Origin of the sequence: Anoxybacillus sp. MB8, assembly GCF_011006755.1 — a bacterium.
GTDB lineage: Bacteria > Bacillota > Bacilli > Bacillales > Anoxybacillaceae > Anoxybacillus > Anoxybacillus gonensis.
Map to the genome: position 1 here is coordinate 1 of NZ_RXXX01000016.1, position 22,164 is coordinate 22,164.

The window sequence follows — 22,164 nt, forward strand, 5'->3', positions numbered from 1 at the left end:
AAAAACAGCAGGGGTGGCAAGCTTTTTTTGTCGAAAACCGCATAAAATCAATAAAAACTTAGGGTATGTCTTTAAAACTTTTGACAATACCCGTTAACATTTAGGGGGGATGATATGATTGAGCAATGCTGGCAAAAGTGGATTGATGCTCGCGATCGCGACGCTTGCGATCAATTGATTGAAAAATATATGCCACTTGTCGATTATCATGTGCAACGTATTGCTTCATCCCTTCCGAAAAGCGTGAAAAGAGAAGATTTAAAAAGTTTAGCCCTACTTGGCTTATATGATGCGCTAGAAAAGTTCGATCCTTCACGTGATTTAAAATTTGATACGTATGCTTCCTTTCGCATTCGTGGCGCGATTTTAGACGGATTGCGCAAAGAAGATTGGCTCCCGCGCAGCGTGCGAGAGAAAGCAAAAAAAATTGAAACGACTATTGAGCAGTTGCAACAAACATATATGCGTGACGTTAGCGCCAAAGAAGTGGCGGAAGCATTAAACATTTCAGAAGATGAAGTGTATGAGGTGATGAGCGAACAGTTTTTCGCCCATGTTTTATCGCTCGATGAGCGGCCGTTTGACGATGAAGATGACCAACCAACGTTTACGATTCGTGATGACCGATCTCCGTCACCTGAAGAACATATGTTGCGTGAAGAACAAATTGCGCAACTAGCGAATATTATTCAACAGCTAAATGAAAAAGAACAGCTAGTCATTAGTTTATTTTACAAAGAAGAATTGACGTTTACAGAAATCGGGCATATTATGGGACTGTCTACGTCACGAATTTCCCAAATTCATGCAAAAGCTTTATTTAAAATGCGTAAACTGATTGAGCAAGCGATATGAAAGTTTTTCATCACTTTTAAAGGAAGTGAGAACATGAGTTTAAAATTAGTCGAGTTACAAGTGGCGTTGCCGAAAACGCATGAACTCGGAAAATGGCAAGAACATATGCAACAGTACGGACAGCTTGCTCAGCAACAGCTTGCAACAGAAATGAAAAAGCAAGATGAGCGCATTCGGCAACAAGTGACGAAAGCGGAACAAAGCGAACGCGGGAAATGGAAAAAAGAGTCTGAGAAAAAAGAAAAAAGTAAACATCCTTACAAAGGAACACACATTGATTTTATCGGATAAGAGGGATCATATGACGACGTTTTTATGGTTGATCAGCTTCGTTTTGCATGGTGTTTCGCTGTTTCTCATTATTCTTTTATCGTTAAAATGGGCAAAAATTAAAGAGACGGAAAGAGAGCAAGCGGAGCTGATTCGCGAAATGGAAACGATGATGACGACATATTTAATGCAGTTTAAAGAGGAAAACGAACGATTTGTTAAACAAATGACATCATCGGCCGTTCGTCAAAAGAAAAAAGAATCTCCCCCTTTGCTTCGAGACGAACAAGTGCGACTTCCAGTTGACGACGTTGTTGACCGAGTAGAGTTATCGTCAACGACGCCGAAGGAAGAGCCCGCGCTCGAGTCGCTCATTTCAGAAGCGTTAAAGCTTCAACAACAAGGAAAAACAATAGATGAAATCGCGAAGGTGTTAAAGCGGGGGAAGACAGAAATAGAGCTTTTGCTTAAATTTCACCAAAAGTAGTTGAATGTGCTTTTTAATTATGATATAGTTCTATTTGGTGTGAATACACACGCTCATCGATTTAAGCAACGGTGCTGCTTTGCAGTCTTGCTTAAAAATGACGTGAGCGGAGGAAAAAAACCATCTAGGAGGATGAAAGATGTCTGTTATTTCAATGAAACAGTTGCTTGAAGCAGGGGTTCACTTCGGGCATCAAACACGTCGTTGGAACCCAAAAATGAAAAAATACATTTTCACTGAGCGCAATGGAATTTACATCATTGACTTGCAAAAAACAGTGAAAAAAGTAGAAGAAGCGTACAACTTCGTTAAAGAGCTTGCAGCAAACGGCGGCAAAATTTTATTCGTTGGTACGAAAAAACAAGCGCAAGATTCTGTGAAAGAAGAAGCAGAACGTTCTGGCATGTTCTATGTCAACCAACGTTGGTTAGGTGGAACGTTAACAAACTTCGCAACGATCCAAAAACGTATTAAACGTTTAAAAGAGATCGAAAGAATGGCTGAAGACGGCACATTTGATGTATTGCCTAAAAAAGAAGTGGTAAAACTAAAGAAAGAATTAGAGCGTCTTGAAAAGTTTTTAGGCGGTATTAAAGAAATGAAAGAATTGCCAGATGCGTTATTTGTTATCGACCCACGCAAAGAGCGCATTGCCGTTGCAGAAGCTCGTAAATTAAACATTCCGATCATCGGAATCGTGGATACAAACTGCGATCCAGACGAAATCGACTACGTCATTCCTGCGAACGACGATGCGATTCGCGCTGTGAAACTTCTTACAGCTAAAATTGCGGATGCGATTTTAGAAGCAAAACAAGGCGAAGAAGCCGTTGTCACAGCTGAGTAAACATGTGAAAGGTGATAAGAGGGGGAAGCCTTTTATCACCTTTTTTTAAGAAAAATCGGGCATACTAAGCATACAAACCGTTTCGGTTTGTGTACATACGATTTTGCACATAAAAAAGGAGGATGTTTCATATGGCAATTACTGCTCAAATGGTAAAAGAATTGCGCGAAAAAACAGGCGCAGGAATGATGGACTGCAAAAAAGCATTAACAGAAACAAACGGTGATATGGAAAAAGCGATCGACTGGCTTCGTGAAAAAGGAATGGCGAAAGCAGCGAAAAAAGCGGATCGTATCGCAGCGGAAGGAACAACGTTAATCGAAGTAGATGGAAATACAGCAGTGATTTTAGAAGTAAACTCTGAAACAGACTTCGTTGCGAAAAACGAAGGATTTAAAACATTAGTAAAAGAATTAGCTGACCATTTATTAAAGCATAAACCTGCAACAGTCGAAGAAGCATTACAACAAAAAATGGATAACGGCGCGACAGTAGAAGAACACATCAATGCAGCGATCGCTAAAATTGGTGAGAAAATTACGTTACGTCGCTTTGCGGTTGTTGAAAAAGGAGACAACGCGGTATTCGGTGCATATTTACACATGGGCGGACGCATCGGCGTATTAACTGTATTAGAAGGTACAACAAATAGCGACATTGCAAAAGATGTAGCGATGCACATTGCCGCAATTAATCCAAAATACGTCTCTCGCGATGAAGTATCTGCAGATGAAATCGCTCGTGAGCGCGAAGTATTAAAACAACAAGCATTAAATGAAGGAAAGCCTGAAAATATCGTTGAAAAAATGGTTGAAGGCCGTTTAGGTAAATTCTTTGAAGACATTTGCTTACTTGAGCAAAGTTTCGTGAAAAACCCAGATGTGAAAGTACGTCAATTTGTAGAGTCTAATGGCGCGACTGTGAAAAGCTTCATCCGTTACGAAGTAGGCGAAGGTATTGAAAAACGTCAAGATAACTTCGCTGAAGAAGTTATGAGCCAAGTTCGTAAGTAATGAAGACAAATAGGGAACACATATGTGTTCCCTATTTTTAAAGAACGGTATGGAGGTTTGCGATGGAAAGCCCAAAATATAAACGTGTCGTTTTAAAATTAAGCGGTGAAGCGTTAGCTGGAGATCAAGGATTTGGAATTAATCCGTCTGTCATTAAATCGATCGCTCAACAAGTAAAAGAAGTAGCTGAACTAGGAGTTGAAGTAGCGGTTGTTGTTGGAGGCGGAAACATTTGGCGTGGAAAAACCGGTAGTGAAATGGGGATGGATCGCGCCACAGCGGATTACATGGGGATGTTAGCAACGGTGATGAACTCGCTCGCGCTACAAGATAGCTTAGAGCAGCTCGGTGTACAAACGCGTGTGCAAACGTCGATTGAAATGCGCCAAGTAGCTGAACCATACATTCGCAGAAGAGCCATTCGTCACTTAGAGAAAAAACGCGTCGTCATTTTTGCGGCGGGAACAGGAAACCCATACTTTTCAACAGATACGACAGCCGCGCTTCGTGCAGCAGAAATTGAAGCGGACGTCATTTTAATGGCGAAAAACAATGTAGACGGTGTATATAGCGCCGATCCGAAAGTGGACAAAAACGCAGTCAAATATGATGAACTATCTTATTTAGACGTCATTAAACAAGGATTAGGTGTGATGGATTCCACAGCTTCGTCGTTATGTATGGATAACGATATTCCGCTCATTGTTTTCTCCATTATGGAAGAAGGAAATATTAAACGTGCTGTATTAGGCGAAAATATCGGAACAATCGTAAGGGGGAAATAACATGCAAGTATTAACAAACGCAAAAGAAAAGATGGATAAAGCCGTTCAAGCTTTTTCACGTGAACTTGCAACGATTCGTGCAGGTCGTGCGAACCCTGCATTATTAGAAAAAATTACAGTCGATTATTACGGCATGCCAACGCCAATTATTCAATTAGCGGGCATTCAAGTGCCAGAAGCGCGCCTTCTTGTCATTCAACCATATGACAAGTCCGTATTGAAAGAAATCGAAAAGGCGATTTTAGCATCAGATTTAGGTTTAACGCCTTCAAACGACGGTTCAGTGATTCGCATCGCCATTCCGCCGCTTACTGAAGAGCGTCGTCGCGAACTCGTTAAGCTTGTGAAAAAATATGCGGAAGAAGCAAAAGTGGCTGTGCGCAACATTCGTCGCGACGCAAACGACGAGTTGAAAAAGCTAGAGAAAAACGGCGAAATTACTGAAGATGAATTGCGCGGTTACACAGAAGATATTCAAAAGCTAACAGACGATCATATCGCAAAAATCGATGCGATCACGAAAGAAAAAGAGAAAGAAGTAATGGAAGTATAAGTCCCTCTATGTTTATAGAGGGTTTTTTGCTATAATTACAAAATAGGGCGCACAGCCTAATTTACGATCGATCGAAGCTGGAGGACATGCGCTTATGTTTGAAAAGATGAAAAGATGGAAAAACAAAGAAGAAGTATATTCAAAAGAAACCGTTTCACAAGGACCGATTCCCGCGCATGTGGCGATCATTATGGACGGAAACGGAAGATGGGCGAAAAAGCGGGCATTGCCACGGATGGCTGGGCATTATGAAGGCATGCAAACGGTGCGAAAAATTACGCGCTTTGCCAACGAACTCGGTGTGAAAGTGTTAACGTTATATGCGTTTTCAACAGAAAATTGGAAACGGCCGAAAACAGAAGTCGATTATTTAATGCAGCTTCCTGAACAGTTTTTAACGACGTTTTTGCCTGAGTTAATCGCAGAAAATGTGCAAGTGCGCGTCATGGGACATAAAGATCAACTACCTTTACATACGTTACGTGCAGTCGATCAGGCGATCGAAGAGACGAAACAAAATACCGGTTTAATTTTAAACTTCGCCTTAAATTACGGAAGCCGTGCCGAAATTGTACATGCCGTTCAAAAACTTGTTAATGATGTACAAAACGGAACGATTGAAGCAAACGATGTCGATGAACAGCTGTTTCATTCCTATTTAATGACGAATGATTTACCTGATCCTGATTTGCTTATTCGCACAAGCGGAGAAATTCGTTTAAGTAACTTTATGCTTTGGCAATTAGCGTATACAGAATTTTGGTTTACGGATGTATTATGGCCAGACTTCACAGAACAACATTTTTTACAGGCGGTACATGAATTTCAACAACGTAGCCGCCGATTTGGAGGCGTATAATTTCATATGAAACAAAGAATTGTGACGGCAATTATTGCAGCTTCAGTCTTTTTACCAATCGTCATATATGGCCGATGGCCATTTTTAGTCTTAACGTATATACTCGCTACGGTTGGTTTATTTGAACTTATTCGCATGAAAAAAATGTCGCTTTTTTCGTTTCCGAGCATTGTTAGTTTTCTTGTATTATGGCTCTTTTTATATCCGTATGAACATATGATAAACATATGGATGCTCATCATCGGGCTCTTTTTGTTGCTCATTTATACGGTCATATCGAAAAATGCGTTTACGTTTGATGATGTAGGATTTATGATTGCTTCTTTACTTTACGTAGGCGTTGGGTTTTATTCGTTTTTTCAAGTGCGTGAAGCAGGATTGTCATACATTTTTTATGCGCTCTTTTTAATTTGGGCAACGGATAGCGGAGCGTACTTTATTGGGCGAGCGTTCGGAAAGCGAAAATTATGGGAGCATATTAGCCCGAATAAAACGGTTGAAGGGGCTGTTGGAGGCATTTTATGTGCGCTTCTTGTCGTCAGTGTTTATGAGTGGCTATCGCCATTTGCTCCATCTTTTCCAATGTTACTCATTGCAACAGTCATTTTATCCGTTTTCGGCCAGCTCGGTGACTTAGTGGAATCCGCGTTCAAACGTCATTACGGAGTAAAAGATTCAGGAGCTATTTTGCCAGGGCATGGCGGTATTTTGGATCGCTTTGACAGTCTGCTATTTATTTTACCAATTTTACATTTGTTTTACCTTATTGCTTAAAAAGGAGTGGACAGTTTGCGAGCAATTAGTTTATTAGGAGCGACGGGCTCGATCGGGAGGCAAACATTAGACGTCATTCGTGCTCATCGCGATGCGTTCCGTCTCGTTGCTTTTTCAGCTGGACGAAATATCGAACAGGCACGGATCATTATTGAACAATTTTCACCGAAAGTGGTATGTGTTGCGCAAAAAGAAGATGCAGACACGTTACAAAGCGAATATATTGGACGAGTGCGCATCGTTTCAGGTGAAGATGGGCTCATTGAAGTAGCGACAATGCAAGAAGCCGACATTGTCGTCAATGCGGTAGTAGGAAGCGTTGGATTAGTGCCGACGTTGAAAGCGATTGAGGCGAAAAAAACAATTGCGTTGGCGAATAAAGAAACGTTAGTTACCGCAGGCCATCTTGTTATGAAGCATGCGGCCGATTACGGTGTGCCGATTTTGCCTGTGGATAGTGAACATTCCGCTATTTTTCAATGTTTACAAGGAGAGCAACAAAAAAATATCGAATGTATTATTTTGACGGCATCCGGCGGTAGTTTTCGCGATCGTACGCGCGAGCAGTTAGAACATGTCACGGTGGAAGAAGCGCTAAAACATCCGAATTGGTCGATGGGAGCAAAAATTACGATCGACTCCGCAACGATGATGAATAAAGGGCTTGAAGTGATCGAAGCACATTGGTTGTTCCATCTACCGTACGAACAAATTGACGTACTTTTACATAAAGAAAGCATCATTCATTCTATGGTGCAATTTCATGACGGAAGCATCATTGCCCAGCTCGGAACGCCAGATATGCGCGTACCGATTCAATATGCGCTAACGTATCCTGATCGTTTTCCGCTACATATCGAACGACTGAACTTGGCTCAAGTAGCTACGTTGCATTTTCAAAAAGTGGACATGAACCGGTTCCGTTGTTTACAATTTGCTTATGAGGCAGGAAACATAGGTGGAACAATGCCGACCGTATTAAATGCAGCAAATGAAGAAGCGGTGGCAGCCTTTTTAAATGGGCGAATATCGTTTTTAGCGATTGAACAATGCATTGAACAAGCGATGGAGCGGCACGTGCCGATTGCCCATCCAGATCTCGAGACGATTCGTGCGGTCGATCGTGAAACGAGACAATATGTAAAATCACTACACATGTAAAAGGTGGTTGAAACGTTGGAAACGGTTATTGCTTTTATCGTCATTTTTGGTGCGCTTGTGTTTTTTCATGAATTAGGGCACTTCATTTTCGCGAAACGGGCAGGCATTTTATGTCGCGAATTTGCGATTGGATTCGGTCCGAAAGTATTTTCAATGAAAAAAGGAGAAACGACATATACGATTCGTTTGCTCCCGCTTGGCGGGTTTGTGCGCATGGCCGGCGAAGATCCAGAAATGATTGACGTGAAGCGCGGTCAAGTTGTCGGCTTATTGTTTCATGCAGACGGAAAAGTGAAAAAAGTGATCGTCAATCATAAAGACGAATATCCCGATGCGAAAATCATTGAAGTGGAACGCGCTGATTTTGAACATGAGTTATATATTGAAGGATATGAAGGCGATGATGAGCGTTTACAACGCTTTGAATTAAGCGATCCAGCTTACATCGTCATCGATCGAGAAGAAGTGCAAATTGCGCCGTACGATCGTCAATTTGGTTCGAAAACGCTCGGACAACGCGCGATGGCTATTTTTGCTGGTCCGTTAATGAATTTTATTTTAGCGCTTGTCATTTTCATTGTTATTGGACTGCTGCAAGGTTATCCAGTGGATAAACCAGTCATTGGTGAATTGACTGAGGATGGCGCTGCACGTCAAGCTGGGTTACAACAAGGGGATATTGTCATTTCCATTGATGGCCAGACGATGTCTTCTTGGACGGATGTTGTGACGGTGATTCGAAAAAGCCCAGAAAAACCGCTCCAATTTCAAGTGAATCGCAACGGTCAAATGATCGATCTTACCGTCACACCAGAAAAGAAAACGATCGAAGGCGAGACGATCGGTTTGATCGGTGTATATGGACCGATGGAAAAATCGTTTTTCGGAGCGATCAAACAAGGAGCGTTAGAAACGTACTATTGGACAAAAGAAATTATCGTTGGATTAGGACATTTATTAACAGGAAAATTTTCATTTGATATGTTATCTGGACCTGTTGGCATTGCCGTTTCGACTCATAAAGTTGCCCAATCCGGCGTGTATTACTTAATGAAATGGGGAGCGATTTTAAGCATTAACTTAGGGATTATTAACTTGCTTCCACTTCCGGCGCTTGATGGGGGACGGTTAACGTTTTTTGCGATTGAAGCGTTGCGCGGAAAACCGATTGATCGCCAAAAAGAAGGCATCGTACACTTTATCGGATTTGCTCTTCTTATGTTGCTTATGCTTGTTGTTACATGGAATGACATTCAAAAATTTTTCTTATAATTCATGAAGTAAGAGGTGCTAAAAAAGATGAAACAAAGTATGTCGTTTATTCCTACATTACGTGAAGTGCCGGCAGATGCGGAAATTAAAAGCCATCAACTGCTGCTTCGTGCCGGCTTTATTCGCCAAAATGCAAGCGGAGTATATAGCTTTTTGCCGCTTGGTAAGCGCGTGCTACAAAAAATTGAAGCGATCATTCGTGAAGAAATGGAACGGGCGGGTGCTATTGAACTGTTGATGCCAGCGCTTCAACAGGCAGAATTATGGCAAGAATCAGGTCGTTGGTATTCATACGGACCAGAATTAATGCGTTTAAAAGATCGCCACGATCGCGACTTTGCGCTCGGTGCGACACATGAAGAAGTCATTACGGCGCTCGTTCGTGATGAAGTGAAATCGTATAAACGGTTACCGCTTACGCTTTATCAAATTCAAACGAAGTTTCGCGACGAAAAACGTCCGCGCTTCGGCTTGCTTCGTGGTCGCGAATTTATTATGAAAGACGCGTATTCATTCCACGCTTCACAAGAAAGTTTAGACGAAGTGTACAATAAAATGTACGAAGCATATGCGAACGTGTTCCGACGCTGCGGATTAAATTTCCGTGCCGTCATTGCGGATTCTGGTGCAATGGGTGGAAAAGATACGCATGAATTTATGGTTTTATCCGATGTCGGTGAAGATACGATTGCATATTCAGATTCCTCTGATTATGCAGCGAACATTGAAATGGCTCCGGTGATTACGACTTATGAGCGCAGTGATGAACCGCATGCACCGCTTGAGAAAGTGCATACACCAGAACAACGTTCCATTGAAGAAGTAAGCCAATTTCTTCAAGTACCAAAAGAAAAATGCATCAAGTCGTTATTATTTAAAGTAGACGATCGTTACGTGCTCGTTCTTGTGCGCGGGGATCATGAAGTAAATGATGTCAAAGTAAAAAATATACTAGAAGCAACTGTCGTGGAATTAGCAACGCCAGAAGAAACGAAGCAAGTGATGAACTGTGAAATTGGTTCACTTGGTCCGATTGGTGTTCGCGATGGTATAATCGTTTTGGCTGACCATGCGGTAAAAGCGATTGTCAATGGCGTGTGCGGAGCGAATGAAGCGCACTATCATTACAAGGGGGTCAATCCAGATCGTGACTTTGCTGCGCAATATGCGGATGTGCGTTTCATTCAAGAAGGAGATCCGTCACCAGATGGAAAAGGAACGATTCGTTTTGCGCGCGGAATTGAAGTTGGACACGTATTTAAACTCGGAACGCGTTATAGCGAAGCGATGAATGCCACGTATTTAGATGAAAACGGACGTACGCAGCCGATGATTATGGGGTGTTATGGTATCGGTGTATCGCGCACGCTTGCTGCGATTGCTGAGCAATATAACGATGAGCATGGACTCATATGGCCAACTGCGGTGGCTCCTTTCCACATTCATTTAATTTCTGTAAATCCAAAAGTGGACGAGCAACGGGAGCTTGCCGATGAATGGTATGTACGTTTGCAACAAGAAGGATTTGAAGTGTTGTATGACGATCGTGCCGAGCGTCCAGGAGTCAAATTCGCCGACAGCGATTTAATTGGGTTACCTGTACGCGTAACAGTCGGAAAGCGGGCAAATGAAGGAATTGTTGAAGTAAAAGTACGAAAAACAGGTGAAACAGAAGAAGTACACGTGTCGCAATTAGTTGAAACGTTGCGCCGTTACTTATAAGGCAGAGAGGGGGCTTCCCCCTCTTTCTGTCGTCTATCGCTCCCAAACGATGTATAAAAAAGAAGGGGAGGTGTACCGTTACATTTTTGTAACGAACAACGATGAGGGAAGAACAAAAAGAACGATTTTCGATTTTACTACAACAACTACAACTTTCTTCGCATATGGCAGAGGACTTATTGCACGGACGGATTGAAAAAGTAGTTGTTGATAAACGAATGAAATGTTGGCACTTTTATTTTCGCTTTCCTACGATCTTACGGGCGCACGTATATGCCGAGTTTCGTAAACGACTCATCGAACAATTTCGCCATATTGCCGATGTGCAATGCACGATAGAAGTAGAGGACCAAACGTTTACTGCTGAAGATGTTGTGTCGTACTGGCCAATATTTGTTGACACGATTCAACAAACATCGCCGCTTTTTTCACTACTTACACAACAGCAACCGGAAGTAAAAGGAACGAAAGTCACTGTACAAGCGCGCAATGAAGCAGAAGCGATCGCGTTAAAAAAGCGATTTGCGGAAATGTTCGCTGCGACGTATGTTTCTTTCGGATTTCCGCACTTGCAGTTAGAAGCGAGTGTAAAACACGATGAGCAGCAGTTTGAACAATTTTTAGCGCAAAAACAAAAAGAAGACGAAGAACGCGCGTTAGCCGCGTTTATAGAAGCGATGCCGAAACAAGAAGAGCCTGCTGTAAGTGAAACAAGCGGTCCGCTTGTGATCGGCTATCAAATTAAAGATGAGGAACATATTCGTCCGCTCGATCAAATTGTGGAGGAAGAGCGTCGCGTCGTGGTGCAAGGATACATTTTTGATGCTGAAGCAAAAGAACTAAAAAGCGGACGTACGTTATTGACGTTAAAGATGACGGACTACACAAATTCCATTCTTGTCAAAATGTTCTCGCGCGACAAAGAAGATGCCGAGCTTATGCAGCGTGTAAAAAAAGGAATGTGGGTAAAAGTGCGCGGCAGCGTCCAAAATGACACATTCGTGCGTGATCTTGTGCTTATTGCGAACGATTTAAATGAAGTGAAACCGAACGAGCGTCAAGATACAGCGGAAGAAAAACGGGTAGAATTGCACGTTCATACACAAATGAGCCAAATGGATGCGGTTGCATCGATCACAAAGCTTGTCGAACAGGCGAAAAAATGGGGACATGAAGCGATTGCTGTCACGGATCATGCGGTCGTTCAGTCGTTTCCGGAAGCATATAGTGCGGGAAAAAAATATGGTGTAAAAATTTTATATGGATTAGAGGCAAATATTGTCGATGATGGAGTACCGATCGCTTATAATGAAGCTCATCGACGGCTAATGGACGATACGTTTGTCGTATTTGACGTAGAAACGACAGGGCTTTCTGCTGTATATGATACGATTATTGAATTAGCAGCGGTAAAAGTAAAAAACGGGGAAATTATCGACCGTTTTGAGTCGTTTGCAAATCCGCATCATCCGCTTTCCGCAACGACAATCGAATTAACGAAAATTACAGATGACATGTTAAAAGATGCGCCAGATGTCGAAGAAGTGTTAGAAAAGTTTTATCATTGGATCGATGATTGTGTGCTCGTTGCTCATAATGCGACGTTTGATATCGGTTTTTTAAATGCAGGATTTAAAAAAATTCATCGCGGCAAAGTCAAAAACCCGGTCATTGATACACTTGAACTCGCTCGTTACTTATATCCAGAGTTAAAAAACCATCGTTTAAATACGCTTTGTAAAAAATTTAATATTGAATTAACCCAGCATCATCGCGCCATTTATGACGCAGAAGCGACCGGATATTTACTTATTCATTTGTTAAAAGAACTTGATGAAAAAGGAATTCAATATCTCGATCAATTAAATGAAGCATCGAAAGAACAAGGGGCGTTCCAACGTTCCAGACCGTTTCATGCAACGTTACTTGTACAAAATGAAGTCGGGTTAAAAAATTTATTTAAACTCGTTTCGTTTTCACATGTGAATTATTTTTATCGCGTTCCACGTATTCCACGTTCCGTATTACAACAACATCGCGAAGGGATTTTAGTTGGATCAGGTTGCGATAAAGGTGAACTGTTTGAAGCCATGATGCAAAAAGGAATCGAAGAAGCGGAGGCGATTGCGCCGTTTTACGACTTTCTCGAAGTGCATCCGCCAGAAGTATATGCGCCACTTATTGAGATGGAATATGTACGCGATGAAGAAGCGCTCAAAGAAATTATTACAAACATTGTGCAGCTTGGTGAACGGCTCGGCATTCCGGTTGTCGCGACAGGAAATGTGCATTATATCCATCGAGAAGATAAAATATATCGCAAAATTTTAATTCATTCACAATCTGGTGGCAATCCGTTAAATCGCCACGAATTGCCGAACGTTCATTTTCGTACGACAAACGAAATGTTAGAAGCATTTTCGTTTCTTGGTGAACAAAAGGCGAAAGAAATTGTTGTTACAAATACGAAAAAAATTGCCCATTCCATCGAAGAAGTGAAGCCGATTAAAGATGAATTGTACACACCGAAAATTGAAGGGGCGGACGAAGAAATTCGTCGGATGAGTTATGAACGGGCGAAAAGTATTTATGGTGATCCGCTGCCAGACATCGTTGAAAAACGATTAGAAAAAGAATTAAAAAGCATTATTGGCCACGGGTTTGCGGTCATTTATTTAATTTCTCATAAACTTGTAAAGAAATCGCTCGATGATGGATATCTCGTCGGTTCACGCGGTTCGGTCGGCTCATCGTTTGTCGCAACGATGACAGAGATTACGGAAGTGAACCCGCTTCCACCGCACTATGTTTGTCCGAACTGTAAACATTCCGAGTTTTTTGATGACGGTTCAGTTGGTTCTGGATTTGACCTACCAGATAAAAACTGTCCGCAATGTGGTGCGCGGTACAATAAAGACGGTCACGATATTCCGTTCGAGACGTTTTTAGGGTTTAAAGGAGATAAAGTGCCAGACATTGATTTGAACTTTTCAGGTGAGTATCAACCGCGAGCGCATAACTATACGAAAGTGTTATTCGGTGAAGATAACGTATATCGTGCAGGAACGATCGGTACCGTTGCTGACAAGACGGCATACGGATTCGTCAAAGGGTATATAAACGATCAAAACCTTCATGTGCGCGGGGCAGAAATTGATCGCTTAGCAGCAGGCTGTACAGGAGTGAAGCGAACGACAGGGCAACATCCAGGGGGGATTATCGTCGTTCCAGATTACATGGATATTTATGACTTTACGCCGATTCAATATCCAGCTGACGATACAAGTGCGGAATGGCGCACGACGCATTTTGACTTCCACTCGATTCATGATAACTTATTAAAACTCGATATTCTCGGACACGATGATCCAACGGTCATTCGGATGTTGCAAGATTTAAGTGGAATCGATCCAAAGACAATACCGACAGACGATCCGGAAGTGATGAAAATTTTTAGTAGTACACAATCGCTTGGCGTGACGCCGGAACAAATTATGTGCAACACTGGAACGCTCGGCATCCCAGAGTTCGGTACAAGATTTGTTCGTCAAATGTTAGAAGAAACAAAACCGAAAACATTTTCAGAGCTTGTACAAATTTCCGGACTATCACACGGAACGGACGTTTGGCTCGGCAATGCACAAGAGCTCATTCAAAATGGGACATGTACGCTATCAGAAGTGATTGGATGTCGCGATGACATTATGGTGTATTTAATTTATCGCGGCTTAGAGCCATCGTTAGCATTTAAAATTATGGAGTCCGTCCGAAAAGGAAAAGGATTAACGCCAGAGTTTGAAGAAGAAATGCGCAAACATGATGTGCCAGAATGGTACATTGAGTCATGTAAAAAAATTAAATACATGTTCCCGAAAGCGCACGCCGCTGCTTACGTGCTTATGGCTGTTCGCATTGCATACTTTAAAGTTCACCATCCGCTTCTTTATTACGCATCGTATTTTACTGTGCGTGCGGAAGATTTTGATTTAGATGCGATGATTCAAGGGTCTGCTGCGATACGTAGACGAATTGAAGAAATTCAAGCAAAAGGGCTTGATGCGTCCGCGAAAGAAAAAAGCTTGTTGACTGTGCTTGAAATTGCCCTTGAAATGTGTGAACGAGGATTTTCATTTAAAAATATTGATTTGTATCGTTCGCAAGCAACAGAGTTTGTGATTGACGGAAATTCGCTTATTCCGCCGTTTAATGCGATTCCTGGGCTAGGGACAAACGTTGCACAAAGCATTGTACGCGCTCGCGAAGAAGGGGAATTTTTATCGAAAGAAGATTTGCAACAACGCGGCAAAGTATCGAAAACGATTTTAGAATATCTCGAAAGCCGTGGATGTTTGCAGTCGCTACCAGATCACAATCAATTATCACTATTTTGAATGAGTTGCAATTTTTTTGCCAATATGTTATAGTTCTAGTGGAAATGGTAAAGATAATGGACAAAAAGAGTGGGGAAACCCACTCTTTCGTATTGATTCGAGATTCCTTGCCAGCGCAAGGGATTTTCTTGCAGTTAGGAGGACCAACATGAAAAAAGTGACGCACATCGTTGAGGAGCTCGTGACCCCGATCGTGACAGATATGGGGTTAGAACTTGTCGACATTGAATATGTGAAAGAAGGAAAGAACTGGTTTTTGCGCGTCTTTATTGATTCACCAACTGGAATTGATATCGATCAATGCGGTGTCGTAAGCGAGCGATTAAGTGAAAAGCTTGATGAAATCGATCCGATTCCGCACAATTACTTTTTAGAAGTATCGTCACCGGGGGCAGAACGCCCGCTTAAAAAGGCGAAAGATTTTGAACGGGCCGTTGGGAAAAACGTTTATGTGAAAACGTATGAGCCAATTGATGGTCAAAAAGAATTTGAAGGACGGTTAACTGCATTTGATGGTCAAACGGTGACCGTAGAAGTAAAAGTCAAAACAAAGAAAAAAATGGTGACGATTCCATACGAAAAAGTAGCTAGTGCACGGCTAGCTGTCATTTTCTCTTAATTCACATTAAAGGGGGACGACCGGTTCATGAATACAGAATTGTTAGATGCCTTAACGGCGCTTGAGCGCGATAAAGGCATTAGTAAAGAAGTGCTAATTGAAGCGATTGAAGCGGCCATTGTATCCGCATATAAACGTAATTTTAATCAAGCGCAAAACGTTCGTGTCGATTTTAATCAAGAGACAGGGACGATTCGCGTATTTGCTCGCAAAGAAGTAGTCGATGAAGTGTACGATTCGCGCTTAGAAATTTCACTTGATGAAGCGAAGCGAATAAACCCGAATTATCAAGTAGGCGATGTCGTTGAAATTGAAGTGACGCCGAAAAACTTTGGACGTATCGCTGCGCAAACAGCAAAGCAAGTCGTTACGCAACGCGTTCGCGAAGCAGAGCGTGGCGTCATTTATGCCGAATTTGTTGACCGAGAAGAAGATATTATGACAGGTATTGTTCAGCGGACGGATTCGAAATTTATTTACGTCAGCCTCGGCAAAATTGAGGCGTTGCTTCCGGTAAGCGAGCAAATGCCGAATGAAACGTATAAGCCTCATGATCGCATTAAAGTGTACATTACAAAAGTCGAAAAAACGACAAAAGGTCCACAAATTTACGTATCGCGCACGCATCCAGGGTTATTAAAGCGATTGTTTGAATTAGAGGTACCAGAAATTTATGACGGTACGGTAGAAATTAAATCGGTTGCACGCGAAGCAGGAGATCGCTCAAAAATTTCTGTTCATTCCGATAACCCAGAAGTCGATCCGGTTGGTGCATGTGTTGGACCTAAAGGACAACGGGTGCAAGCGATCGTAAATGAGTTAAAAGGCGAAAAAATCGACATCGTTCGTTGGTCAGCGGATCCAGTTGAATTTGTCGCTAATGCGTTAAGCCCATCTAAAGTGCTTGACGTCATCGTCAATGAAGAAGAAAAAGCGACAACGGTCATCGTACCAGACTATCAACTTTCACTTGCTATTGGGAAACGTGGACAAAACGCTCGTTTAGCAGCGAAATTAACAAATTGGAAAATTGATATTAAAAGTCAGTCTGAAGCGGAGCAATTAGGTATTTACCCTCGTTCTTCATCATCGTTCCAAGTTGACGAAGAGGAGATTAGTGAGGTGGAATAATATGCCAAAAAAAATTCCGATGCGCAAATGTGTTGTCACAGGGGAAATGAAGCCGAAAAAAGAGCTGATTCGCATCGTTCGTTCAAAAGAAGGCGACGTATCGATTGACCCGACAGGAAAAAAAGCGGGACGAGGTGCATACATTACGCTAAGTAAAGAATGCATTTTGCTTGCAAAAAAGAAAAATACGCTTGCGCATCATTTGAAAGCGACTATTGACGATTCGATTTACGAACAGCTATTACAGCTCGCCGAGAAGGAGAATGGAGAAACAAATGAATCATAAACCGTGGGCTTCTTTTCTCGGATTAGCGAATCGGGCGCGCAAAGTCATTTCGGGAGAAGAGCTCGTTGTGAAAGAAATTCAGCGTAAGCGCGTGAAGCTTGTCATTTTATCGGAAGATGCGTCAGAAAACACGAGAAAAAAAATTTCCGATAAATGTGCGTTTTATCGCGTTCCGCTTTGTTATGTAGACAATCGCCATGAATTAGGTGGAGCGATTGGCAAAGGAGCACGGGTCGTTGTAGCAATTACGGATGAAGGATTCGCACAAAAGCTAAAAACGATGCTCTAACATTTTGGGGGTGAATGTATGTCAAAAATGCGTGTATACGAATATGCCAAAAAACATAACGTGTCAAGTAAAGATGTCATCCATAAATTAAAAGAAATGAACATCGACGTATCGAACCATATGACGATGATTGAAGCGGATGTTGTCGAACAACTCGATCGTTCGTTCAAAAAAGAACAAAAGCAAGAGCAAAAACAAGAAACGAAAAAAGAAGAAAAGAAAGCACCTGTAAAAACACCTGTTTTAGAACAGTTTGAAGAAGATGACGATGAAGTCATTCAAACGAAAGTGCCGATCAAAAAAGCAGTAGTAAAAAATCGCGAAGGGAAAAAACACGACTTGCAAATTCAACAAAAAGAAAAGAAAATTTTCAATAACAAAAAAAATAAAAAACAAAAACCTCAACAAGCTCCACAACAAGAAGTGCAAAAGAAAAAAGAAAAAGAGCTTCCGAAAAAAATTACATTTGAAGGTTCTTTAACGGTCGCGGAGTTAGCAAAAAAATTAGGCAAAGAGCCTTCTGAAATTATTAAAAAGCTATTTATGCTTGGCATCATTGCAACAATTAACAAAGACTTGGACAAAGATGCGATCGAACTCATTTGCTCTGACTACGGTGTAGAAGTAGAAGAAAAGGTAACGATTGACGAAACAGAATTTGAAACGATCGAAATCGTTGATCATCCAGAAGATTTAGTTGAACGTCCGCCTGTTGTCACAATTATGGGACACGTTGACCACGGAAAAACAACGTTGCTTGACTCGATTCGCCATACGAAAGTAACGGAGCAAGAAGCTGGCGGTATTACACAACATATCGGTGCGTATCAAGTTGTTGTAAACGGCAAAAAAATCACATTTTTAGATACACCTGGTCACGAAGCGTTCACAACGATGCGTGCACGCGGTGCACAAGTGACAGATATCGTCATTCTCGTTGTCGCTGCAGATGACGGAGTGATGCCGCAAACGGTCGAAGCGATTAACCATGCGAAAGCGGCAAAGGTTCCAATTATCGTCGCGGTCAATAAAATCGATAAGCCTACAGCGAATCCAGATCGCGTCATGCAAGAGCTAATGGAATATGAGCTCGTTCCAGAAGAATGGGGCGGCGATACAATTTATTGTAAGCTATCTGCGTTAACAGGCGAAGGGATTGACAACTTGCTTGAAATGATTTTGCTTGTGAGCGAAATGGAAGAGTTAAAAGCAAATCCAAACCGTCGTGCGACGGGAACGGTCATTGAAGCGAAGCTCGATAAAGGTCGCGGTCCAGTGGCAACGCTTCTCGTTCAATCAGGTACGTTGCGCGTTGGTGATCCGATCGTTGTCGGTTATACGTACGGACGTGTACGGGCGATGACGAACGATCTAGGACGCCGTGTAAAAGAAGCGGGTCCATCGACACCGGTTGAAATTACCGGATTAAACGAGGTGCCGCAAGCAGGCGATCGCTTCATGGTGTTTGAGGACGAGAAAAAAGCACGTCAAATTGGCGAAGCTCGCGCACAAAAGCAAATTGTGCAACAACGAAGCGTAAAAGCGCGCGTTAGCTTAGACGACTTGTTTGAAAAAATTAAGCAAGGCGAAATGAAAGAATTAAATATTATTGTCAAAGCGGACGTACAAGGTTCTGTAGAAGCGCTCGTTGCGGCATTACAAAAAATCGAAGTCGAAGGCGTACGCGTGAAAATTATTCACTCCGGTGTAGGTGCGGTGACGGAATACGATATTATGCTTGCATCTGCATCAAATGCGATTGTCATCGGCTTTAACGTTCGTCCAGATGCGAACGCAAAACGTGTCGCGGAAGCAGAAAAAGTCGATATTCGTCTCCATCGCATCATTTACAAAGTCATCGAAGAAATTGAAGCAGCGATGAAAGGGATGCTTGATCCAGAGTACGAAGAAAAAGTGATCGGTCAGGCGGAAGTGCGTCAAACGTTCAAAGTATCAAAAGTCGGTACCATTGCAGGATGCTATGTGACAGACGGAAAAATTACGCGCGATAGCAGCGTCCGTCTCATTCGTCAAGGCATCGTTGTTTACGAAGGACAAATTGATACGTTAAAACGTTACAAAGACGATGTAAAAGAAGTCGCACAAGGATACGAGTGCGGGATCACGATTAAAAACTTTAATGACATTAAAGAAGGAGACGTCATTGAAGCATATATTATGCAAGAAGTGGAGCGCAAATGATCGGATACGTCGAATGTGAATGCATCATTTACGACGTCCAATCATTAAAAGAAAAACGAGCCGTGTTGCAACGCATTGTCACACGGCTTAAACAAAAATATAATATATCAGTAGCCGAAGTAGATTACCAAAACGTATGGCAACGAACGAAGCTAGGGATTGTAGCGATTACAGCCGAGCGAACAGCGACGGAACAAGAGCTACATCGGGCGTTACAATTTATCGATTCGTTTCCAGAAATCGAACGAACGGTTACAACATTCGAGTGGTTTTAATCGAGGTGATGACAATGAGTTTGCGAGCCACACGTGTAGGCGAACAAATGAAAAAAGAATTAAGCGATATTATCGGACGCAAACTAAAAGACCCGCGCATCGGTTTCGTTACCGTAACAGATGTTCGTGTAACGGGTGATTTGCAGCAAGCGAAAGTGTATATTTCTGTTCTCGGGGATGAAGAACAAAAGAAAAATACACTAAAAGGGTTAGCGAAAGCGACGGGCTTTATCCGTTCAGAAATCGGTCAGCGTATTCGTTTGCGCAAAACGCCAGAAATTTACTTTGAAATTGATGAAACGATCGATTACGGTCAACGAATTGAAAGCTTAATTAAACAAATTTCCGAAGAAAAAGAACATAAAGAAGAATAATGGATAGACGTGCGTCTATCCATTTCCGCTATTTTAGAGGTGAAGCGATGGACGGAGTGTTATTGTTACATAAACCTGCAGGCATGACGTCACACGACTGCGTCATGCGCATTCGTAAGCTATTTCAAACGAAAAAAGTTGGTCATACAGGAACGCTTGATCCTGACGTCAGTGGTGTATTGCCCATTTGCATCGGCAAAGCAACAAAAATCGTTGAACTACTAACAGCGGAGAGAAAAACTTATGAAGGGGAAGTGACGCTAGGCATAGCGACGACAACAGAAGATGCATCAGGTGACATCGTTTCCGAGAAGCCGATTGAACAGCCGATTTTTCGTCATGACATTGAACGAGTATTCGCTAATCTCACTGGGGACATTGAACAAGTTCCACCGATGTATTCCGCAGTAAAAGTAAATGGAAAAAAACTGTATGAGTATGCACGGGCAGGTATTGACGTAGAACGACCGAAACGAAACGTCCACATTTTTGAACTGCTCCTTCTTGATGACAGACAAGTATTTACGGGTGAAAGGATATCGTTTCGTTTTCGTGTGACATGTAGTAAAGGGACATACGTGCGTACACTCGCTGTCCAAATCGGCGAGCGACTTGGGTATCCGGCGCACATGTCACATCTTGTTCGCACAGCGTCAGGACCGTTTACGCTCGATCAATGCGTGTCGTTTGCTGACATCGAACAGCATGTCGTAGCTGGTACAGCGCATACGTTACTTTTACCGATTAAACGAGCGCTAGCTCATTTCCCAACGTATGTCATGAGTAAGGAAGAAGAGGAAAAAGTAAAACATGGGGCGCTTTTACCTATTCTACCTTCTATGCCAGAGCGTCTGTTAATGGTTAATGAACAAGGTGAAGCGTTAGCGATTTATATGCCTCATCCGACAAAGCAAAGCTATATGAAACCTTTAAAAGTATTGTAGGTGAAAAAGATGAAAACCATTTGGCTGTCCCATCCGTTAAACAAAAAAAATGATGATCCGCTTGTTATGGCGCTCGGTTATTTTGACGGCGTTCATCTTGGGCATCAAAAAGTCATTCAAACGGCAAAACAAATCGCTGATCAATATGGATACAAAAGCGCGGTCATGACGTTCCATCCGCATCCGTCGGTCGTGCTCGGACGCTCACAACAACATGTTCGATTTATTACACCATTAAAAGAAAAAGAAAAACAAATTGCAAAACTTGGCGTCGATTATTTATACGTTGTTGAATTTACGCCTGAATTTGCTTATTTGTTGCCGCAACAATTTGTCGATGCATACATCATTGGTCTTGGTGTGAAGCATGTGGTGGCAGGATTTGATTTTACGTACGGCCGCTTAGGAAAAGGGACGATGGAAACATTGCCATTTCATTCTCGTGAACAATTTACGCAAACCGTCATTCCAAAACAGACGTTTGGGGAAGAAAAAATTAGCTCCACATATATTCGGCAACGGTTAGCTGAAGGGGACGTCGAACAGCTACCTTATTTGCTCGGAAGATGGTATGAAGTAACAGGCACAGTCATTCATGGGGATAAACGGGGACGGACGATTGGATTTCCAACGGCAAACGTTGCGCTTGACGATGACTATATAATCCCGCGCATTGGTGTATATGCTGTCACGGTAACGATAGATGGCAACACGTGGACGGGAGTATGCAACGTCGGGTATAAGCCGACGTTCCACGCCCAACAACAAAAAGATCCAACGATTGAAGTGCATTTGTTTGACTTTTCAGCAGACATTTACGGTGCGCATGTATGTATTCAATGGCATAAACGATTGCGTGATGAACGAGCATTTTCTTCCGTTCACGAGCTCGTTGAACAAATTCATCGCGATGCTCAAGCGGCACGCGAATATTTTCAAAATCCCCTTGCATTTTATCGGAAAAACATGTATTCTATTTAATGTATGTTAACCATTGCTGGGCAAGACGAGTCACCGCCGTTTGCTCGGTAACTGGGGTTGAAAAAAGAGGAGGT

Annotated in this window: 22 protein-coding genes; all 22 read left to right on the forward strand. The window is 42.3% G+C overall.

The genetic code is table 11. The features are described 5' to 3' along the window. The first annotated feature begins 114 nt into the window (after positions 1-114). The 22 genes from EKC99_RS07480 (at position 115) to ribF (ending at position 22,090) form a co-directional block, all read left to right on the forward strand. A complete protein-coding gene (locus EKC99_RS07480) occupies positions 115-855 on the forward strand; it encodes a FliA/WhiG family RNA polymerase sigma factor (protein WP_163151254.1) in 741 nt (246 codons plus the stop codon). Positions 856-888: 33 nt separating this feature from the next. After that, positions 889-1,146 (forward strand): hypothetical protein, encoded by a 258-nt coding sequence (locus EKC99_RS07485; RefSeq protein ID WP_163151256.1) that lies wholly within the window; start codon positions 889-891, stop codon positions 1,144-1,146. A gap of 10 nt (positions 1,147-1,156) precedes the next feature. Continuing rightward, positions 1,157-1,612 carry a hypothetical protein gene (locus EKC99_RS07490; RefSeq protein WP_163151258.1) on the forward strand — a complete coding sequence of 152 codons (456 nt, stop codon included), beginning with the start codon at positions 1,157-1,159 and terminating at the stop codon, positions 1,610-1,612. Positions 1,613-1,751: 139 nt separating this feature from the next. Next, positions 1,752-2,459, forward strand: coding sequence for a 30S ribosomal protein S2 (gene rpsB, locus EKC99_RS07495; RefSeq protein WP_021094186.1), 708 nt, complete (start codon positions 1,752-1,754; stop codon positions 2,457-2,459). Between the two features lie 131 nt (positions 2,460-2,590). Continuing rightward, entirely contained in the window at positions 2,591-3,472 is an 882-nt protein-coding gene (tsf, locus tag EKC99_RS07500; RefSeq protein WP_009732916.1) for a translation elongation factor Ts, read from the forward strand. Between the two features lie 62 nt (positions 3,473-3,534). Further along, the gene (gene pyrH, locus EKC99_RS07505; protein ID WP_163151260.1) at positions 3,535-4,257 is read left to right on the forward strand and encodes a UMP kinase; all 723 of its coding nucleotides are present in this window, start codon (positions 3,535-3,537) and stop codon (positions 4,255-4,257) included. Position 4,258: 1 nt separating this feature from the next. Continuing rightward, positions 4,259-4,810: a ribosome recycling factor gene (gene frr / locus EKC99_RS07510; RefSeq protein WP_009732918.1), complete on the forward strand. Its 552-nt coding sequence runs from the start codon at positions 4,259-4,261 to the stop codon at positions 4,808-4,810. Positions 4,811-4,904: 94 nt separating this feature from the next. Further along, positions 4,905-5,669, forward strand: a complete 765-nt coding sequence (locus EKC99_RS07515; protein ID WP_163151262.1) for an undecaprenyl pyrophosphate synthase — start codon at positions 4,905-4,907, stop codon at positions 5,667-5,669. 6 nt (positions 5,670-5,675) lie between these two features. After that, complete coding sequence (locus tag EKC99_RS07520) at positions 5,676-6,443, forward strand: phosphatidate cytidylyltransferase (RefSeq protein ID WP_163151264.1); 768 nt, start codon at positions 5,676-5,678, stop codon at positions 6,441-6,443. Positions 6,444-6,449: 6 nt separating this feature from the next. After that, positions 6,450-7,604 carry a 1-deoxy-D-xylulose-5-phosphate reductoisomerase gene (dxr, locus tag EKC99_RS07525; RefSeq protein WP_163151266.1) on the forward strand — a complete coding sequence of 385 codons (1,155 nt, stop codon included), beginning with the start codon at positions 6,450-6,452 and terminating at the stop codon, positions 7,602-7,604. 15 nt (positions 7,605-7,619) lie between these two features. Next, complete coding sequence (gene rseP / locus EKC99_RS07530; RefSeq protein ID WP_163151268.1) at positions 7,620-8,876, forward strand: RIP metalloprotease RseP; 1,257 nt, start codon at positions 7,620-7,622, stop codon at positions 8,874-8,876. A 27-nt stretch (positions 8,877-8,903) separates the two neighbouring features. After that, complete coding sequence (locus EKC99_RS07535; protein ID WP_163151270.1) at positions 8,904-10,598, forward strand: proline--tRNA ligase; 1,695 nt, start codon at positions 8,904-8,906, stop codon at positions 10,596-10,598. A 101-nt stretch (positions 10,599-10,699) separates the two neighbouring features. Further along, positions 10,700-14,989 carry a PolC-type DNA polymerase III gene (locus EKC99_RS07540; RefSeq protein ID WP_163151272.1) on the forward strand — a complete coding sequence of 1,430 codons (4,290 nt, stop codon included), beginning with the start codon at positions 10,700-10,702 and terminating at the stop codon, positions 14,987-14,989. Positions 14,990-15,137: 148 nt separating this feature from the next. Continuing rightward, positions 15,138-15,608 carry a ribosome maturation factor RimP gene (rimP, locus tag EKC99_RS07545; protein WP_026011822.1) on the forward strand — a complete coding sequence of 157 codons (471 nt, stop codon included), beginning with the start codon at positions 15,138-15,140 and terminating at the stop codon, positions 15,606-15,608. Positions 15,609-15,635: 27 nt separating this feature from the next. Then, positions 15,636-16,739, forward strand: coding sequence for a transcription termination factor NusA (gene nusA / locus EKC99_RS07550; protein WP_006322329.1), 1,104 nt, complete (start codon positions 15,636-15,638; stop codon positions 16,737-16,739). Between the two features lies 1 nt (position 16,740). Then, complete coding sequence (gene rnpM, locus EKC99_RS07555; protein WP_009732926.1) at positions 16,741-17,025, forward strand: RNase P modulator RnpM; 285 nt, start codon at positions 16,741-16,743, stop codon at positions 17,023-17,025. Next, the gene (locus tag EKC99_RS07560; protein ID WP_163151274.1) at positions 17,015-17,314 is read left to right on the forward strand and encodes a YlxQ family RNA-binding protein; all 300 of its coding nucleotides are present in this window, start codon (positions 17,015-17,017) and stop codon (positions 17,312-17,314) included. The genes rnpM and EKC99_RS07560 overlap by 11 nt, the downstream gene beginning before the upstream one ends. Positions 17,315-17,332: 18 nt before the next feature. Continuing rightward, entirely contained in the window at positions 17,333-19,516 is a 2,184-nt protein-coding gene (gene infB, locus EKC99_RS07565) for a translation initiation factor IF-2 (RefSeq protein WP_163151276.1), read from the forward strand. Continuing rightward, on the forward strand, positions 19,513-19,791 hold the full coding sequence (locus EKC99_RS07570; RefSeq protein ID WP_009732929.1) for a DUF503 domain-containing protein: 279 nt from the start codon (positions 19,513-19,515) through the stop codon (positions 19,789-19,791). Before infB ends, EKC99_RS07570 begins: the two co-directional genes overlap by 4 nt. A 14-nt stretch (positions 19,792-19,805) precedes the next feature. After that, a complete protein-coding gene (gene rbfA, locus EKC99_RS07575) occupies positions 19,806-20,165 on the forward strand; it encodes a 30S ribosome-binding factor RbfA (protein ID WP_003394813.1) in 360 nt (119 codons plus the stop codon). Between the two features lie 47 nt (positions 20,166-20,212). Further along, positions 20,213-21,109: a tRNA pseudouridine(55) synthase TruB gene (truB, locus tag EKC99_RS07580; RefSeq protein ID WP_035065813.1), complete on the forward strand. Its 897-nt coding sequence runs from the start codon at positions 20,213-20,215 to the stop codon at positions 21,107-21,109. A gap of 9 nt (positions 21,110-21,118) precedes the next feature. Beyond that, positions 21,119-22,090 carry a bifunctional riboflavin kinase/FAD synthetase gene (gene ribF, locus EKC99_RS07585; RefSeq protein ID WP_163151278.1) on the forward strand — a complete coding sequence of 324 codons (972 nt, stop codon included), beginning with the start codon at positions 21,119-21,121 and terminating at the stop codon, positions 22,088-22,090. Positions 22,091-22,164 lie beyond the last annotated feature (74 nt).

Bases quoted from the DNA above. Each gene is read 5' to 3' on its own strand.
- EKC99_RS07480 (WP_163151254.1), top strand. From the start codon at position 115: ATGATTGAGCAATGCTGGCAAAAGTGGATTGATGCTCGCGATCGCGAC.
- EKC99_RS07485 (WP_163151256.1), top strand. From the start codon at position 889: ATGAGTTTAAAATTAGTCGAGTTACAAGTGGCGTTGCCGAAAACGCAT.
- EKC99_RS07490 (WP_163151258.1), top strand. From the start codon at position 1,157: ATGACGACGTTTTTATGGTTGATCAGCTTCGTTTTGCATGGTGTTTCG.
- rpsB (WP_021094186.1), top strand. From the start codon at position 1,752: ATGTCTGTTATTTCAATGAAACAGTTGCTTGAAGCAGGGGTTCACTTC.
- tsf (WP_009732916.1), top strand. From the start codon at position 2,591: ATGGCAATTACTGCTCAAATGGTAAAAGAATTGCGCGAAAAAACAGGC.
- pyrH (WP_163151260.1), top strand. From the start codon at position 3,535: ATGGAAAGCCCAAAATATAAACGTGTCGTTTTAAAATTAAGCGGTGAA.
- frr (WP_009732918.1), top strand. From the start codon at position 4,259: ATGCAAGTATTAACAAACGCAAAAGAAAAGATGGATAAAGCCGTTCAA.
- EKC99_RS07515 (WP_163151262.1), top strand. From the start codon at position 4,905: ATGTTTGAAAAGATGAAAAGATGGAAAAACAAAGAAGAAGTATATTCA.
- EKC99_RS07520 (WP_163151264.1), top strand. From the start codon at position 5,676: ATGAAACAAAGAATTGTGACGGCAATTATTGCAGCTTCAGTCTTTTTA.
- EKC99_RS07535 (WP_163151270.1), top strand. From the start codon at position 8,904: ATGAAACAAAGTATGTCGTTTATTCCTACATTACGTGAAGTGCCGGCA.
- EKC99_RS07540 (WP_163151272.1), top strand. From the start codon at position 10,700: ATGAGGGAAGAACAAAAAGAACGATTTTCGATTTTACTACAACAACTA.
- rimP (WP_026011822.1), top strand. From the start codon at position 15,138: ATGAAAAAAGTGACGCACATCGTTGAGGAGCTCGTGACCCCGATCGTG.
- nusA (WP_006322329.1), top strand. From the start codon at position 15,636: ATGAATACAGAATTGTTAGATGCCTTAACGGCGCTTGAGCGCGATAAA.
- rnpM (WP_009732926.1), top strand. From the start codon at position 16,741: ATGCCAAAAAAAATTCCGATGCGCAAATGTGTTGTCACAGGGGAAATG.
- EKC99_RS07560 (WP_163151274.1), top strand. From the start codon at position 17,015: ATGAATCATAAACCGTGGGCTTCTTTTCTCGGATTAGCGAATCGGGCG.
- infB (WP_163151276.1), top strand. From the start codon at position 17,333: ATGTCAAAAATGCGTGTATACGAATATGCCAAAAAACATAACGTGTCA.
- EKC99_RS07570 (WP_009732929.1), top strand. From the start codon at position 19,513: ATGATCGGATACGTCGAATGTGAATGCATCATTTACGACGTCCAATCA.
- rbfA (WP_003394813.1), top strand. From the start codon at position 19,806: ATGAGTTTGCGAGCCACACGTGTAGGCGAACAAATGAAAAAAGAATTA.
- truB (WP_035065813.1), top strand. From the start codon at position 20,213: ATGGACGGAGTGTTATTGTTACATAAACCTGCAGGCATGACGTCACAC.
- ribF (WP_163151278.1), top strand. From the start codon at position 21,119: ATGAAAACCATTTGGCTGTCCCATCCGTTAAACAAAAAAAATGATGAT.